The organism is Bradyrhizobium sacchari (genome assembly GCF_002068095.1).
GTDB lineage: Bacteria > Pseudomonadota > Alphaproteobacteria > Rhizobiales > Xanthobacteraceae > Bradyrhizobium > Bradyrhizobium sacchari.
On sequence record NZ_LWIG01000007.1, the window covers coordinates 45682 to 59225 of the forward strand.

At 64.5% G+C, this 13544-nt stretch carries 15 protein-coding genes; 6 read left to right on the forward strand and 9 right to left on the reverse strand.

Annotated elements, in window-relative coordinates; translation table 11 throughout:
- On the forward strand, positions 1 to 649 hold a 649-nt coding region (locus tag A5906_RS43975), incomplete at its 5' end, for an enolase C-terminal domain-like protein (protein WP_283807669.1).
- A 6-nt stretch (positions 650 to 655) separates the two neighbouring features.
- Here the strand turns inward: A5906_RS43975 and A5906_RS06650 are convergent.
- Entirely contained in the window at positions 656 to 1078 is a 423-nt protein-coding gene (locus tag A5906_RS06650; protein ID WP_080135197.1) for a RidA family protein, read from the reverse strand.
- Positions 1079 to 1306: 228 nt separating this feature from the next.
- On the opposite strand from A5906_RS06650, the gene A5906_RS06655 reads away from it, so the two are divergent.
- On the forward strand, positions 1307 to 1780 hold the full coding sequence (locus tag A5906_RS06655; RefSeq protein ID WP_080134462.1) for an NUDIX hydrolase: 474 nt from the start codon (positions 1307 to 1309) through the stop codon (positions 1778 to 1780).
- A 209-nt stretch (positions 1781 to 1989) separates the two neighbouring features.
- Here the strand turns inward: A5906_RS06655 and A5906_RS06660 are convergent, their stop codons facing one another.
- The 8 genes from A5906_RS06660 to A5906_RS06695 all read right to left on the reverse strand — a co-directional run bounded on the left by A5906_RS06660 (position 1990) and on the right by A5906_RS06695 (position 8685).
- The gene (locus A5906_RS06660; RefSeq protein WP_080134463.1) at positions 1990 to 2232 is read right to left on the reverse strand and encodes a hypothetical protein; all 243 of its coding nucleotides are present in this window, start codon (positions 2230 to 2232) and stop codon (positions 1990 to 1992) included.
- An 8-nt stretch (positions 2233 to 2240) separates the two neighbouring features.
- Positions 2241 to 2714 (reverse strand): L-2-amino-thiazoline-4-carboxylic acid hydrolase, encoded by a 474-nt coding sequence (locus A5906_RS06665; protein WP_080134464.1) that lies wholly within the window; start codon positions 2712 to 2714, stop codon positions 2241 to 2243.
- A gap of 105 nt (positions 2715 to 2819) precedes the next feature.
- Positions 2820 to 3869 (reverse strand): LacI family DNA-binding transcriptional regulator, encoded by a 1050-nt coding sequence (locus tag A5906_RS06670; RefSeq protein ID WP_080135198.1) that lies wholly within the window; start codon positions 3867 to 3869, stop codon positions 2820 to 2822.
- On the reverse strand, positions 3866 to 4510 hold the full coding sequence (locus A5906_RS06675) for a ThuA domain-containing protein (RefSeq protein ID WP_080134465.1): 645 nt from the start codon (positions 4508 to 4510) through the stop codon (positions 3866 to 3868). Before A5906_RS06675 ends, A5906_RS06670 begins: the two co-directional genes overlap by 4 nt.
- Positions 4511 to 4520: 10 nt before the next feature.
- Entirely contained in the window at positions 4521 to 5618 is a 1098-nt protein-coding gene (locus tag A5906_RS06680; protein ID WP_080134466.1) for a Gfo/Idh/MocA family protein, read from the reverse strand.
- 22 nt (positions 5619 to 5640) lie between these two features.
- Positions 5641 to 6489, reverse strand: coding sequence for a carbohydrate ABC transporter permease (locus A5906_RS06685; protein ID WP_080134467.1), 849 nt, complete (start codon positions 6487 to 6489; stop codon positions 5641 to 5643).
- Positions 6482 to 7423: a carbohydrate ABC transporter permease gene (locus tag A5906_RS06690; RefSeq protein ID WP_080134468.1), complete on the reverse strand. Its 942-nt coding sequence runs from the start codon at positions 7421 to 7423 to the stop codon at positions 6482 to 6484. Before A5906_RS06690 ends, A5906_RS06685 begins: the two co-directional genes overlap by 8 nt.
- A 2-nt stretch (positions 7424 to 7425) precedes the next feature.
- On the reverse strand, positions 7426 to 8685 hold the full coding sequence (locus A5906_RS06695) for an extracellular solute-binding protein (protein ID WP_080135199.1): 1260 nt from the start codon (positions 8683 to 8685) through the stop codon (positions 7426 to 7428).
- A gap of 167 nt (positions 8686 to 8852) precedes the next feature.
- On the opposite strand from A5906_RS06695, the gene A5906_RS06700 reads away from it, so the two are divergent.
- The 4 genes from A5906_RS06700 (at position 8853) to A5906_RS06715 (ending at position 13544) form a co-directional block, all read left to right on the forward strand.
- Positions 8853 to 9611, forward strand: a complete 759-nt coding sequence (locus A5906_RS06700) for an SDR family NAD(P)-dependent oxidoreductase (protein ID WP_080134469.1) — start codon at positions 8853 to 8855, stop codon at positions 9609 to 9611.
- A 264-nt stretch (positions 9612 to 9875) separates the two neighbouring features.
- Positions 9876 to 11126, forward strand: a complete 1251-nt coding sequence (locus tag A5906_RS06705; RefSeq protein ID WP_080134470.1) for an ABC transporter substrate-binding protein — start codon at positions 9876 to 9878, stop codon at positions 11124 to 11126.
- Positions 11127 to 11248: 122 nt separating this feature from the next.
- On the forward strand, positions 11249 to 12076 hold the full coding sequence (locus A5906_RS06710; protein ID WP_080134471.1) for a helix-turn-helix transcriptional regulator: 828 nt from the start codon (positions 11249 to 11251) through the stop codon (positions 12074 to 12076).
- Positions 12077 to 12533: 457 nt separating this feature from the next.
- Complete coding sequence (locus A5906_RS06715; protein ID WP_080134472.1) at positions 12534 to 13544, forward strand: branched-chain amino acid ABC transporter permease; 1011 nt, start codon at positions 12534 to 12536, stop codon at positions 13542 to 13544.

A 13544-nucleotide genomic window follows, 5' to 3' on the forward strand; every position in this document is an offset into this window, starting at 1 on the left:
GGGCGCTGCCGTGGAGGAGGCGCACAAGCTGCTGGCCGAGGGTTTTCGCGCCGCCAAGATCCGTGTCGGCCGGCCCGATGCGCGGGAGGACCTCGCCGTGGTGCGCGCGGTGCGCAAGGCCGTCGGCGATGAGGTGACGCTGATGTGCGACTACAACCAGGCGCTCACGGTGACCGAAGCGATCCGCCGCGGCGAGATGCTCGACGACGAGGGCCTGAGCTGGATCGAGGAGCCGATCCGCCACGATGACTATGAGGGGTGTGCCCGCATCGCGGATGCGCTGCGTACACCGGTCCAGATCGGCGAGAACTTCGACAGCGCCTTTGCGATGCAGTCCGCACTGTCCGCGGAGGCCTGCGATTACGTGATGCCCGACGTGCAGCGGATCGGCGGCGTCACCGGCTGGCTGCGCGCCGCTGCGCTCGCGCACGCCGCCGGCATCGAGATGTCCACGCACCTGTTCTCGGAGGTCAGCGCGCATCTGCTCTGCGTGACGCCGACCGCGCACTGGGTGGAATATGTCGACTGGGCCGACGCGGTGCTGGCGAGCCGGCTGGAGATCAAGGACGGTTTTGCGCTGCCGAGCGAGGAGCCGGGCAACGGGATTGCGTGGGACGAGGCGGCGGTGAAGAAATATCTCGTCGGATAAGACTGACTAGGCCCGAACAGCGGCAATCATGTTCAGCTCGACCGGCGCCCCTCGCGGCAACTCGGCGACGCCGACGGACGTACGCGTGTGACGACCGCGATCGCCGAGGCGTTCGATCAGCCGGTCGGAGGCACCGTTCATGACTTGCGACTGCTGGGTAAATCCAGGTGCCCCTGCGACGTATCCCACGAGTTGCAGGACCTGGACGATCCTGTCCTCCCCGCCTGTGGCGTGGTTGATGGCGGCAATGCAGAGATCCGCGCAAAGGGCCGCAGCCTCTTGCGCGGCCGCGATGTCGACACCTGCACCGACCTTTCCCGCGTATAGCAGGTCTTCGCCGCGACGCGGGAGCTGACCACTGACATACGCAATTCCAGCATGGATGATCACCGGCAGATAGTTGCCGCCGGGCTTGTTCACACTGCTCATCTCGCCAACCTGCCTTTTCCTCACGTCCGGTGAAGCGACACCTGTCGCCGAACGCCCACAATCCGGGTCTCACCACGCCCGTTCGCCGTGATGGATAGCTGGACAATGGCAGGCAGGACGGCACGGATCAAGGTTGCGAACCTTTTTGCATGCCTGAAAGCGATCCTGGCCCGACGCCACTCGCCTGCACGCATTGCGCAGCCGCGGCGAGCACGATAACGATCCCCCATGACCACATGGCGGCCTCACCCCCACATCCGCGTCGTCGCGATCGGCCTGCACTGGCGGGACGGGCGGCTGCTGGCGGCCGAGGTGCGCGACGATGCGGGACGGCTCAAGGGCGTGCGTCCGCTCGGCGGCGCGATCGAGTTCGGCGAGAGCTGGCGGGCCGCGCTGATGCGCGAATTCGACGAAGAGCTCGGCATCGCCGTCACGATCACGGGCGAACCGCAGATCATGGAGAACATTTTTGTGCACGAGGGATCGACCGGGCACGAGGTGATGTTCATCGCCGAGGTCGGGTTTCCCGAGGCTGCGTTCCGCGATCAGGATCGGATCGACTTCAGGGAGGACAACGGGGCGGAGATCGTCGCACGCTGGTTCGACCTTGCCGATCTCGATGTGGATGGCGGGCCAAGCCTCTATCCGACCGGATTGAAGGACTTGCTGCTGGGGAGCAGACCCTCAACTCCGTCATCCTGAGGTGCGAGGCATGGGACCCAGCGCGTCCCATGGGGAGCCTCGAAGGATGAGCGGCCTTGATGCAGTCGGGCCGTCGCCCTTCGAGGGCCGCTGAAGAAGCGGCCACCTCAGGGTGACGGTTATGGATTTGAGCGAAGCGCTCAAAGATTCTGGATTGCTTCCCTACGCTCGCAATGACGGAGTGTACAGCGTCGCTTGACCGGCGGCTGCTACCACACCTCCGCGCCCGGAATCTTCTTCCGCACGGCCATGCGCTGGATCCAGATGCAGCGGCGGACGGATCTGCTGGAGCGGCCGACGGCGGAGATCCCCTCGCCGGCTTGAAGCAGCGGCGCGATGGTCTGGCGCAGCTCACGACAGCGCTGGAGCTCGGCCTGCCAGTCGATCATCGCGGCGTCGGCGCGCGACGCGATCAGCACCAGCATCGTCACGGCAAGACAGCTCGCCTGCATCGTTGCCCTCACTGTGCTCCGCCTCCATCGCGCCGGTAGCGGAAGTCGCAATGAGACGCGCCCTGCATGATGGTCTGCGTGCGTGTGAGCCTGACGTCGGGGCCGAACCCGTCCGCGGTCGCGAAGTCCGCGGTGCAGACCAGCAGGAAGCCGAGCTCGGGCTCGCCGAGCGCCTTGTAGAACTCGGCATAGGCGCAGCGCGTCACATCGAATGCGAAGGCGTCCGCCGTCTGTTCGATCACGTCATAGGCGAGTGCATCGTCGCGGGCATAGGTCCTGAACGCCGACGAGACGGCCTTGCCGAGATCGCGCTCCTTCTTGGCGTTCCAGAACTCCTCACCGAAGCCGCGATAGAGATCGCCGAGCGCCTTGCGCACCAGCGCGTTGGCACGGGCCTCGCCGAGCTCGGCCTGGAGCGCCTTGACCAGCGGCACCAGCACCTGGGCCTGGATCTTTGCCTGTTCGATGACGGATACGCTCATGGGCAGGCTCACGTCTGGGATGGGATCGTAACCGGGATGGAGCGTAACATGCCCCCGGGACTCTGCCCGAGAGGATTCACTTCGCACCTGCCCGACCCTCCGACGTTACGGCAGATTGTCGCGCAGAAAAATGTCGATGCGGATGCGCTCCTGGTCGGGGCTGATGGGCTCGCCCGAGCAGTGCGCAAGCAGGACGCGTGCCGCGGAACGCGCTTCGTGGCCGGGATCCTGGTTGATGATCGCATCGAGCGTGCCGCGGACCAGGGAGCGGCGCGTGTGCTGGGTCAGTTCATGGGTGATCCAGACCACCTCGCGGGCGCGGCCCGAGGCCTCGAGCGCATCGGCGATGCCGCGGTTCCCGGCCCCGCAGCAATAGATGCCGCGCAGATCGGCATGGCGCGCGAGCAGCGCGGCCGTGAGCTCCCGCGTACGGTCGCTGTCGTCGCGGCCCTCGAGGACCGGCAGCGCGCGCAGCTTCGGATACTCGCTGGAGAGAATCTGGTGGAAGCCGAACTGCCGCTCGGTGTGGTCGCGCAGCGACAAGGATCCCGCGATCACCGCAACCGTCCCCGCGCCGCCGGCGAGGAAACGTCCCATCAGCGTTGCCGCGGTCCGGCCCGCGGCCGGATTGTCTATTCCGACGTAATGGAGGCGGCGCGCGCTCGGCGCGTCCGACACGAGCGTCACCACGGCGACCCCGCGCGATGCGAGCTCGTCGATCGCGGCGCGTACCCTGGGATGATCGAGCGCGATGACGGCCACCCCCTGATAGGCCGGCGACAGCGTCTCCAGCGCGCCGGCGAGCACGTCCGGGTCGAACACGTCGACATGGAGGATGTCGATGAAGCCGCGCTGGCCGGCGAGCCACTCCGCGGTGCGCTGGACCTGCTCGGTCAGGTTGGTCATGAAGCTGTTGCTGCCGCTCGGCAGCACGAAGGCGAAGCGAAAACTCTGCCCGCGCGCGAGCCGCGCCGCCGCGACGTCGGCGCGATAACCGAGTTTCGCCACCGCAGCCTCGACACGCGCGACGGTCTTGGCGCGCACGCCCTCGCGGCGGTTGACGACGCGGTCGACGGTCGCCAGCGACACGCCGGCCGCGCGCGCGACGTCCTCGAGCGTGGCGCGAACGATCGGCTGGGCCGCGCCGGTCGTCATTCGCGCGCCGCCCACAGCATGCCACGGGTCATCAGCGTCCGGATCTCCGGCACGTCGAGCTCGTAGGCGCGGTGGCCGAGCGAGGAATAGAACACCCTGCCCTCGCCGTAGCGCTTCTTCCACACCACGGGCATCACCACGCCCTCGATCCAGGGCGCGTGCTCTCCAGTGAAGGTCGTCGTCGCCAACACCTCGTTGGCGGGGTCGACATGCATGTAATATTGCTCGGAACGATGCTCGAAACTCTTCAGACCCTTCATGATGGGGTCATCAGGCTTCGTCAAGTCGACCTTGTAGTCGATGATGTTGCCGGGATGGGCGACCCACTGCCCGCCGCACAGGAACTGGTAGTCGACCGAATCGCGGAACGCATCGCACATCCCGCCATGGTGACCGGCAAGCCCGACCCCGCTGCGCACCGCCGCGCAGAGATTGAGCGCCTCCGCCTTCTCGATCTTCGACATGGTGTAGATCGGGATGATCAGCGACAGATCGTGGATCGCGGGATCGGCGAACGCCGCCGTCGTGGTTTCGATCCGCACCTCGAAGCCCTCGGCCTTGAGCCAGCCGCGGATCATCGACGCACAAAGATCGGGATCATGTCCCGGCCAGCCGCCCCAAACAATCATTGCCTTGCGCATGTCTCTGTCCTCAGTCGATCTGTCCGGTCTCGCGTCCGGCCGGCAACATCGCCGGCCGCTCGACGCGGCTCTCGATCTTGACCCGCCGCCCTTCGTCGGCGGAGGTCTGGAACGCCTCCATCACCTCCAGCACGTGGAAGGCAAGCGCGCCGCTGGCGCGGTGCGGCCGGTTGCCCAGTATCGCGGAGGCCATGTCGGCGACGCCAATGGAGCGGAATTCGCCCTCGACGTGATTGTGCGTGAGCGGCACCGTTTCCCATTCACCGCCGGTCTTCGCCACCTGCACCTCGCCGCCGAAGCGGTTCGGATCCGGCACCAGCATGCTGCCCTTGTCGCCATAGATCTCGATCGGCGCGTGCCGGTGCTTCGGGACATCGAAGCTCATCGCAATCGAAACCACCGCGCCGCTTTCGAATTCGAGCGTACCCGAGACGTGGGTGTCGACCTCGACCGGGATCAGCGCGCCATTCATCGGCTGGCTGGTGACGACGCGCTCGGATCGCGGACGGGCGGTCGAGCCCATCACGCTGGCGACGGGACCGAGCAACTGCACGAGATCGGTGATGTAATACGGGCCCATGTCCAGCATCGGCCCGCCGCCGCGCAGATAATAGAAACCCGGCGCCGGATGCCAGCGCTCGTGCCCGGGGCAGCCGAAGAAGGCGCTGCCCGCCACCGGCGTGCCGATCGCGCCGTCGTCGATCAGCTTGCGCGCGGTCTGGTGGCCGCCGCCGAGAAACGTGTCGGGCGCGGAGCCGACGCGCAGATTTTTCTGCGCGGCGAGATCCATGACCTTGCGCGCCTCCGCGACATTGATGCCGAGCGGCTTCTCGGAATGGACGTGCTTGCCGGCGTTCAGCACCGCGAGGCTGACGTCGGTGTGGGCGAGCGGCACCGTGAGGTTGACGACGATCTCGACGTCGTCGCGCTTCAGCAATTGATCGACCCGCATCGCCGGAAGCCCGAAGGCGGCACCCTGGCGCTCCGCGGCCTCGCTGCGCATGTCGGCGAGCGCCTTGATCTCGAGGACCGGGAAGCGCTGGGCCGCCTTCAGATAGGCGGTACTAATGTTGCCGCAGCCGACGATTCCGATGCCTATTTTTCTCATTATGGTCTCCGTGGGATGCCGTTCAACCCTTGACCGCGCCCGCGGTCAGGCCGGCGACGATGTGCTTCTGCGCCAGAAGGAAGAGAATGACCGTCGGCAGGATGGTCAGCGTGATGAAGGCGAGGATCAGGTGCCATTCGGAGGAATACTCCCCCTGATAGACCATGATGCCGAGCGGCCAGGGATACAGCGCATCGGTGTTGAGCATTACCAGCGGCAACAGATAGGCGTTCCAGCTGTTGACGAAGGTGATCGTGCCGACGGTCGCCAGGATCGGCCTCGACAAGGGCAACGTCACGTAGCGGAAGAATTTGATGTAGCTGCAGCCGTCCACCAGCGCGGCCTCCAGCAGCTCGTAGGGGATGTCCTTGAAGAAACGGCGCAGCAGCAGCACGCTCATGGCGAGGCTGAAGGCCACCTGCGGCAGCGCAACGCCGAAATAGGTATCGAGCAGCCCGAGATCGCGCACCTTGATGAAGAGCGGCAGCACCGCGGTGGCGGCGGGGAACAGCAGGCCGAGCGTCAGATAGCTCAGCAGCATCGAGCTGCCGTAGAACCTGACATGGGCAAAGGCGAAGGCCGCCATCGAGGCCACGATCAGGGTCAACGTCACCGCGAGCGCCGAGATGATCAGCGAGTTGCGGAGCAGCTGCCAGTAGCGCGCGGAGAACAGGATGTCCGCATAGTTCTGCCACTCCCAGTGCTGCGGCAGGCCGAACGGATTGACGCGCAGTTCGCCGAGCGATTTGAAGCCGCCGAGCACGGTCGCGAGCAGAGGCACCAGCACGAACACGGCGATGGTGGCAAGGAACAGCGCCTTGAACAGGGCCGCAGGATCGAACGGCGCGCGGGTGGTGCCGGTCCTACTCATCGCGCATGAACCATCGCTTGTAGGTGAAGGCAAAAGTCACGCAGATCACGAACAGAATGACGCCGATGGCACTGCCATAGCCAACCCGCATCCGGGAGATGCCGTTGTTGTAGAGGAAGCTCACCATCGTGTTGGAGGAATCCGCAGGCCCCCCGCGCGTCAGCGGCATGACGAGATCGAACAGCTGCAGCGAGCCGATGATGGCGAAGAACACCGAGAGCCGGATGGTCGGATAGAGCAAGGGGATGACGACGTGGCGCAGGGTCTGCGTCCGCGTAGCGCCGTCGATGCACGCGGCTTCGACGAGGCTCTTGTCGAGGCCCTGGAGCGCCGCGATGAATAGCATCATGTGGAAGCCGAAATATTTCCAGACGATCACGATCAGCACCGCCAGCATCGCGGTGTCGGTCGAGGCGAGCAAATGGGGCGGCTCGGCCCCGAAGGTGCGCCAGATCGAGGCGACGAGGCCGTAATCGCCGTCATAGACGAAGCTGAAGATCAGCCCGGTTGCGATCTCGGCCAGGATATAGGGCATGAAGAACAGCATGCGCAGCGCCACCGCACCGCGAAAACGCTCGGCGAGCATCAAGGCGAGAGCGAGCGCAAGCGGCAGCTGGATCGCCAGCGAGACCGCGATGATCAGGCCGTTGTTGCGCAAGGCGAGCCAGAACGCGCGCGTTTCCAGCACGAAACGGTAATTGTCGAGGCCAATCCAGTTGGTCGGCCTGCCGAACCCGTTCCAGTTGAAGGCCGAGTACCAGGCGGCTTCGCCGATCGGCAGCACCACGAACAGCGTGAACAGCAGCAGTGCCGGCGGCAGGAACAGGATCAGGACCGTGAAGCGGCCGTCCCAGCGCGGGCCGCGGACCGCGATCGGCGCGAACGGTGCCTCTGCAACGCCGATCGCCGGCGAACTCGCGATCCGCCGGGCCACCGTCAATTGCCCTGCTTCCAGGCCGCCTCGATCGCTTTCGCGGCATCCTGCGGGCTCATGCTGCCGCCGGCGATCTCGGCGGTGACGTCGTTGACGACGCGGCCGACGGAGGGACCAAGGCTCTGGTCATAGAAGTTCTGGTGATAGTTCGACTTCGCCAGATTGGCCGCGATCAGCTTCATGAAGGAATTGTTGAGGCCGGCATCCGCGCCGTGCACCACCGGAATGATGAAGTTGCCGGCGGCAAGCCGCGTCTGCACGTCCTTGGAGACGAAGTATTTCAGGAAGTCGACCGCCTCCTTCGGCGAGCCCTTGGTGATCAGCCAGCCGGTGATGCCGCCGAGCGTATCGCTCGGCGCGCCCTTGCCGCCGGATACGACCGGGAAATCGAACCAGCAAATCTTGTCCTCGGAGAGGCCCGTCTTGTCGGCGGCGAGCGCGCGCTGCAGGTGATAGACGGTGCTGATGGCGAGCGTCATCGCCGCCTTGCCGTCGCCGAAATAGCCGACCGCCTGCGGATTCTTGAAACCGAGGAAACCGTTCTGGAACGGCTGCAGATCGACCAGCTGCTTGAACAGCTCGCCCGATTTCTGGAAGGTCTCGCCGGCGAAGCCGCCATTCTCGCCGCGCAGCGCCGCGTCGAACGCCGGCTTGCCGCCGATGCGCACCGCAAGATGCGTCCAGTAGAAGTGCAGCGGCCATTTGTCGGCACCGCCGACCACGATCGGCGTCACGCCCGCAGCCTTGAGTGTCTTCACGGCCGCGAGCAGGTCATCCCAGCTCTTGATGGCGCCGGGATCGACCTTCGCTTTCGCCATCAGTTCCTTGTTGCAGAGGAAGCCGACCTGCGACAGCGCGGTCGGCAAACCATAGACGCGACCGCCACTCGTGAAGGCGGCGAGCGCCGCCGGCGTGAGGCTGTCGCTGTAACCCTTGACGGAATCGGTGATGTCGTCGAGGACGCCGGCCTCGATCTGCGTCTTCAACACGCCGCCGGCCCAGCTGTAGATGATGTTCGGCCGATCCTTGGATTGCAGGATGGTCGGCAGCTTGGCCTTGTAGGCCTCGTTCTCGAGAAATTGCATCTCGACCTTGACGCCCGGATGCGACGCCTCGTAGCTGCGCGCGACCTCCTCCCAGATCTTCACCTGGGCCGGGTTGGCCTCGATGTGGAGCCATTTCACTGTTGTATCGGCTGCGGCCACATTGGCCCCGAGCAGGCATGCGGCAGCGGCGAGTCCCAGCTTCCCGAGCAGCCTCATCACAGTCCTCCCAGCGGTTCTTCTATTCTTTGGCTGCAATCCTGCCTTCAATTTTTGAGGTACGCAACTAAAATTCTGATCTATGAACCTCACGACTGGAATGACTAAGGTTTACGTGGGAAACGGGCGGCGCTTCGCACTGTCCGCAAGCAAGTCGAGAGGTGTTCATGGCCGCCATTTATTCTGACCTCGCCGGCAGGGTCGTTCTCGTCACCGGTGGCGCATCGGGGATTGGCGCTGCGATCGTGCGGCGCTTCGCGCAGCAGAAGTGCAAGGTCGTGTTCTTCGACATCAAGGCCGATGAAGGCCAGCGTCTTGCACTCGAATTGTCCGATCAAGGGCTGGATGCGCATTTCCAGCGCGTTGACCTCACCGATATCGCTGCGCTACGCGCCGGCGTCGCCAATGCGCGCAACGCGCATGGGCCGATCAACATCCTCGTCAACAATGCCGCACATGACGAACGGCACAAGACCGAGGAGATGACGCCGGAATACTGGGATGACCGCATCGCGGTGAACCTGAAGCATCAGTTCTTTGCCGCGCAAGCCGTATTGCCGGACATGAAGGCGGCGAATGGCGGCGCAATCATCAATTTCGGCTCGGTGTCGTGGATGGCCGGACAAGGGGGCATGGCCGCCTATACTGCCAGCAAATCCGGCGTCGTCGGTCTCACGCGGTCTCTGGCGCGCGATTACGGCCCATTCAATATCCGCGTCAACGCGATAGCACCGGGCTGGATCATGACTGAACGCCAGCTCGAGAAATGGATGACGCCGCAGGGAGAGGCCGAGCTGATGCAGCGGCAGTGCCTGAAGCGCAGGCTCGTCCCCGACGAGGTCGCGAAATTCACCGTCTTCCTCGCCTCCGACGAGGCCTCCGCCTGCACCGCTCAACACTACGTCGTCGATGGCGGCTGGGTGTGACACGCTTTGAGCATGGTCGAAGCAACCGGACGCGGGAGCTACCGAAGTCATCCCGTTGCATTTGATCTTTCGCCTGCTGCACCGCGAAACCATCTGCGGCGCAACATTCAAAATGAGACTGCCCGTCAAGCCGGACGAGGCGTCCACGCAGGCACCGCATTCGACTTCGGCTAGCCTCCCTCCAAAAGCCGCGGGCCGCTCGATAGCCACGGGCGCCGCGCCGGTTTGGCGCGGCAACAGATCGACGACACAGGGAGGAGCACAATGTCGAAATGCAGTGTTGGACTGCTCGCGCTGAGCAGCCTGTTTCTTTCGGGCGCGGCGATTGCCCAGGAAAAGATCAAGGTGGGCGTTACCGCGACTCTCGAAGGGACCTACACGGTGCTCGGCGAGGACGGCATGCGCGGCCACCAGACGGCACTCAACGTGCTGGGCAAGAAGATCGGCGACAAGGAACTCGAATTCATCGTCGCCTCGACCGACGCGACGCCGGACTCTGCGGTGCGCGCGGTCCGCAAGCTGATCGAGCAGGACAAGGTGCAGATCCTGCTGTCGCCGCTCTCCGGCGACGAGGGCATCGCGGTGAAAAACTTCGCCAAGACCCATCCCGAGCTGACCTTCATCAACGCGGCATCTGGTGCGCAGGAAACCACCTATGTCGATCCCGCCCCGAACTTCTTCCGCTACAACATGGACGGCGCGCAGTGGCAGGTCGGCCTCGGCAAATACGCCTATGACGAGAAGAAGTATCGCAAGATCGCGACCGTCGGCGAGGACTATTCCTTCATCTACACCCAGGTATTCGGGCTCGTGCTCGAGTTCTGCGGCATGGGCGGACAGGTCACCAACCGGCAATGGGTGCCGCTCGGCACCAAGGACTTCGCCTCCGTCATCGCGGCCCTCCCCGACGACGTCGATGCGATCTATCTCGGGCTTGGCGGCGCCGATGCCGTCAACTTCCTGAACCAGTATCAACAGGCCGGCGGCAAGGCGCATCTGATGGGCGGTTCCATCATGATCGACCAGACCATCCTGTCGTCGAAGGGGAATGCCAAGAATGCCCTCGTCGGCACCATCGCGGCGAGCGGTCAGGCCGACACCTGGGAGGATCCAGGCTGGCAGAAGTTCGTAAAGGCCTATCAGGACGCCTTCCCTCCCAACAAGCGCTTCCCGAGCCCGTCGCTGCTGGCCACCAACTATTATGGTTCGACCATGGCGCTGATCCTGGCGCTGCGTGAGGTCAACGGCGATCTCAGCGACAACCAGTCGAAGTTCAAGGCTGCGCTGGCGAAGATCGAGATCGATGCGCCGAACGGCAAGATCAAGCTCGACTCCAACCGCCAGGCGATCGGCACCAACTTCGTCACCGAAGTCGTCGATGACGGCAAGGGCGCGCTGTTCAGCAAGGTCGTGAAGGTGATCCCGAACGTGAACCAGACGCTCGGCTATGATCCGGCCGTGTTCTCGAAGATCGGGCTGCCGAGCCGCACCGTGCCGGAATGTAAGAAGTACTGACGCATCACATCGGCAGCACGCAACCGGGGAGCGACTCGCTGACGCGGGTGCTCTCCGCTCTTGCAATCTCGGCGGCGTTGTTGAACGCTGGCTGAAAAGAAGAACATTCGGGAGGGGAAGGCATGAGCCGTGCGCTCGCCGTCTTCCACGGCCGGTTCGGCCGGGCGACGGTTTATCAGTTGAACCGCCCTTTCAATATCCACGCCCATCGTGAAGGTCATCTGATCTTCCATGTCGGCGGCATGCCCGCATGCATTGATGTGTCCGACGGCCATTACGATCTGAACGAGTCTTCCGTCGTCGCCGTCAATCCGTGGGAGCCACACAACTTCCTGCCGACCGATCTGGACGGCGGCGCCATCTTCTTCGTGCTTTACGTCAATGCCGAATGGTTTACGCCCGACGCTCCGGGCACCGAGCGCATGCGTTTCGGCCGCACCCAGTTCAGGCGCACGCCCGCACTCGACAAGCACATCAGACGGACCGCCGCACTCGTGTGCGGCGCACCATCGCTCTCCAGTCTCGATTCCGAGCTGAGGCGGCTGATCGACATCTGCTACGACGAAAGCTGGCAGCAGGCCGAGATCGCGCGCGATCCGCGCGCGAACGGTTCCGTCACTGATTTTCGCGTGCGCAAATGCATCAAGATGATGTCGGAGAGTCCCGGCGCCGAGATCGAGCTCGATATGATCGCGCGAGAATCCGGCCTGTCGCGGCCGCACTTCTACCGGCTGTTCCGTGTCCAGACCGGTGTTACGCCAAACCTCTATCTCAACACGCTGATCATGGAACAGGCACTCGAGGCGCTGGTGGCGAGCGAAACGCCGATCGCCGACATCGGCTTCGATCTCGGCTTCTCCTCGCAGAGCGGCTTCACCCGCTTCTTTGCCGCCAATGTCGGGATGGCCCCCACCGATTATCGTCGCGCAGCCAAGGTTTTGCGCGCCTGATCTCGGGGCCACGAAAAGATACTCACGATCAAACGTCGCCCTCGCCGCCCGACTAGGATATCGGCAACGCGGTCCCGAAAAGAGGATCGCCTGGTCCGGGAGGACGCACGTCGATGGCAGGGCTCGCAGCCGGCAACGGCTTGCATGCCCCCTCGCCCCGCTTGCGGGGTGAGGGCTGGGGTGCACCCGCGCCTTCAGGGCGATCCCTCCGCGCATGCGTGAGGGCAATCGCAGATGATCTCTTGAAACGGCCTGAGCAAACGCCTCATCCTTCGAGACGACCGCTCCGCGGTCTCCTCAGGACGAAGCTAATCGGCATCGCCCCCGTTGAAACGGCCGCCGCATACTCCGGCCTCATCCTGAGGAGCCCGCCAAAGCGGGCGTCTCGAAGGATAGGCCGCGGAGAACCCACTCCCCGTATGCGCTTGCCCTGCCGCAAGCGAGGCGAGGCGAGACCATGAGCCGCTTTGTCGAACGCCATCCCGCCTGGGCGCTGATTGCGATCATTGCCATTGCCGTCGTGCTGTGGCTGATCTTCGCAGTTTGGCCGCCGGGTCTCGAAGAGGCGATCGGCCGCAAGCGCGTCTTCCTCAACGCCGTCTTCAACGGCATCACGCTCGGCGGCCTCTACTTCCTCGTCGCCAGTGGATTCACGCTAATCTTCGGCCTGATGCGCAATGTCAACCTCGCGCACGGCTCGCTCTATCTGTTCGGCGGCTATGTCGGCTACGCCATCAGCACGGCGACCGGCTCATGGCTACTCAGCTTCATCGTCGCATTCATCCTGACGGCGCTCGTCGGCGTGCTGCTTCAGGTGATCGTGTTCCGGCGCATGGAAGGCCAGGATCTCAGGCAGACCATGGTGACGATCGGACTGTCGATCGTGTTTGCCGATCTCATGCTGTGGGCCTGCGGCGGCGATTTCTACCAGATCCAGACCCCGAGCTGGTTGATCGGGCCCGTCGATCTGCCGCTGATCACGGCGGTGAAGTCCTCAGGGGAGCCGGTCTATCTCCGATATCCGATGGTGCGGCTCGTGATCTTCGCAGCGTCCGTCGTGATCGGCGTCGCGATGTGGCTCGCGCTGAACCGCACACGGATCGGCATGATCATCCGCGCCGGCGTCGACGACCGCGACATCCTCGCCGCAACCGGGGTGCGCATTCAGCTCGTCTTCGTACTCGTGTTCGCCTTCGGCGCGGGGCTTGCGGGCATTGCCGGCGTCGTCGGCGGCACCTTCCAGTCATTGTCGCCGGGCGAGGACATCCGCTTCCTGCTCGCCTCGCTCGTCGTCGTGATTGTGGGCGGCATGGGCTCGATCCCCGGTGCGGCGCTCGGCGCGCTGATCATCGGCCTCGCCGAGCAACTCGGCTCGGTCTACATCCCGACCTATGCCATCGTGGTGACCTTCCTGATCATGGTGCTGGTGCTGACGATCCGGCCGCAGGGCCTGCTGGCGAGGCGCTGA

Bases quoted from the DNA above. Each gene is read 5' to 3' on its own strand.
- A5906_RS06650 (WP_080135197.1), bottom strand. From the start codon at position 1,078: ATGAGCAGTGTGAACAAGCCCGGCGGCAACTATCTGCCGGTGATCATC.
- A5906_RS06655 (WP_080134462.1), top strand. From the start codon at position 1,307: ATGACCACATGGCGGCCTCACCCCCACATCCGCGTCGTCGCGATCGGC.
- A5906_RS06660 (WP_080134463.1), bottom strand. From the start codon at position 2,232: ATGCAGGCGAGCTGTCTTGCCGTGACGATGCTGGTGCTGATCGCGTCG.
- A5906_RS06665 (WP_080134464.1), bottom strand. From the start codon at position 2,714: ATGAGCGTATCCGTCATCGAACAGGCAAAGATCCAGGCCCAGGTGCTG.
- A5906_RS06670 (WP_080135198.1), bottom strand. From the start codon at position 3,869: ATGACGACCGGCGCGGCCCAGCCGATCGTTCGCGCCACGCTCGAGGAC.
- A5906_RS06675 (WP_080134465.1), bottom strand. From the start codon at position 4,510: ATGCGCAAGGCAATGATTGTTTGGGGCGGCTGGCCGGGACATGATCCC.
- A5906_RS06680 (WP_080134466.1), bottom strand. From the start codon at position 5,618: ATGAGAAAAATAGGCATCGGAATCGTCGGCTGCGGCAACATTAGTACC.
- A5906_RS06685 (WP_080134467.1), bottom strand. From the start codon at position 6,489: ATGAGTAGGACCGGCACCACCCGCGCGCCGTTCGATCCTGCGGCCCTG.
- A5906_RS06695 (WP_080135199.1), bottom strand. From the start codon at position 8,685: ATGAGGCTGCTCGGGAAGCTGGGACTCGCCGCTGCCGCATGCCTGCTC.
- A5906_RS06700 (WP_080134469.1), top strand. From the start codon at position 8,853: ATGGCCGCCATTTATTCTGACCTCGCCGGCAGGGTCGTTCTCGTCACC.
- A5906_RS06705 (WP_080134470.1), top strand. From the start codon at position 9,876: ATGTCGAAATGCAGTGTTGGACTGCTCGCGCTGAGCAGCCTGTTTCTT.
- A5906_RS06710 (WP_080134471.1), top strand. From the start codon at position 11,249: ATGAGCCGTGCGCTCGCCGTCTTCCACGGCCGGTTCGGCCGGGCGACG.
- A5906_RS06715 (WP_080134472.1), top strand. From the start codon at position 12,534: ATGAGCCGCTTTGTCGAACGCCATCCCGCCTGGGCGCTGATTGCGATC.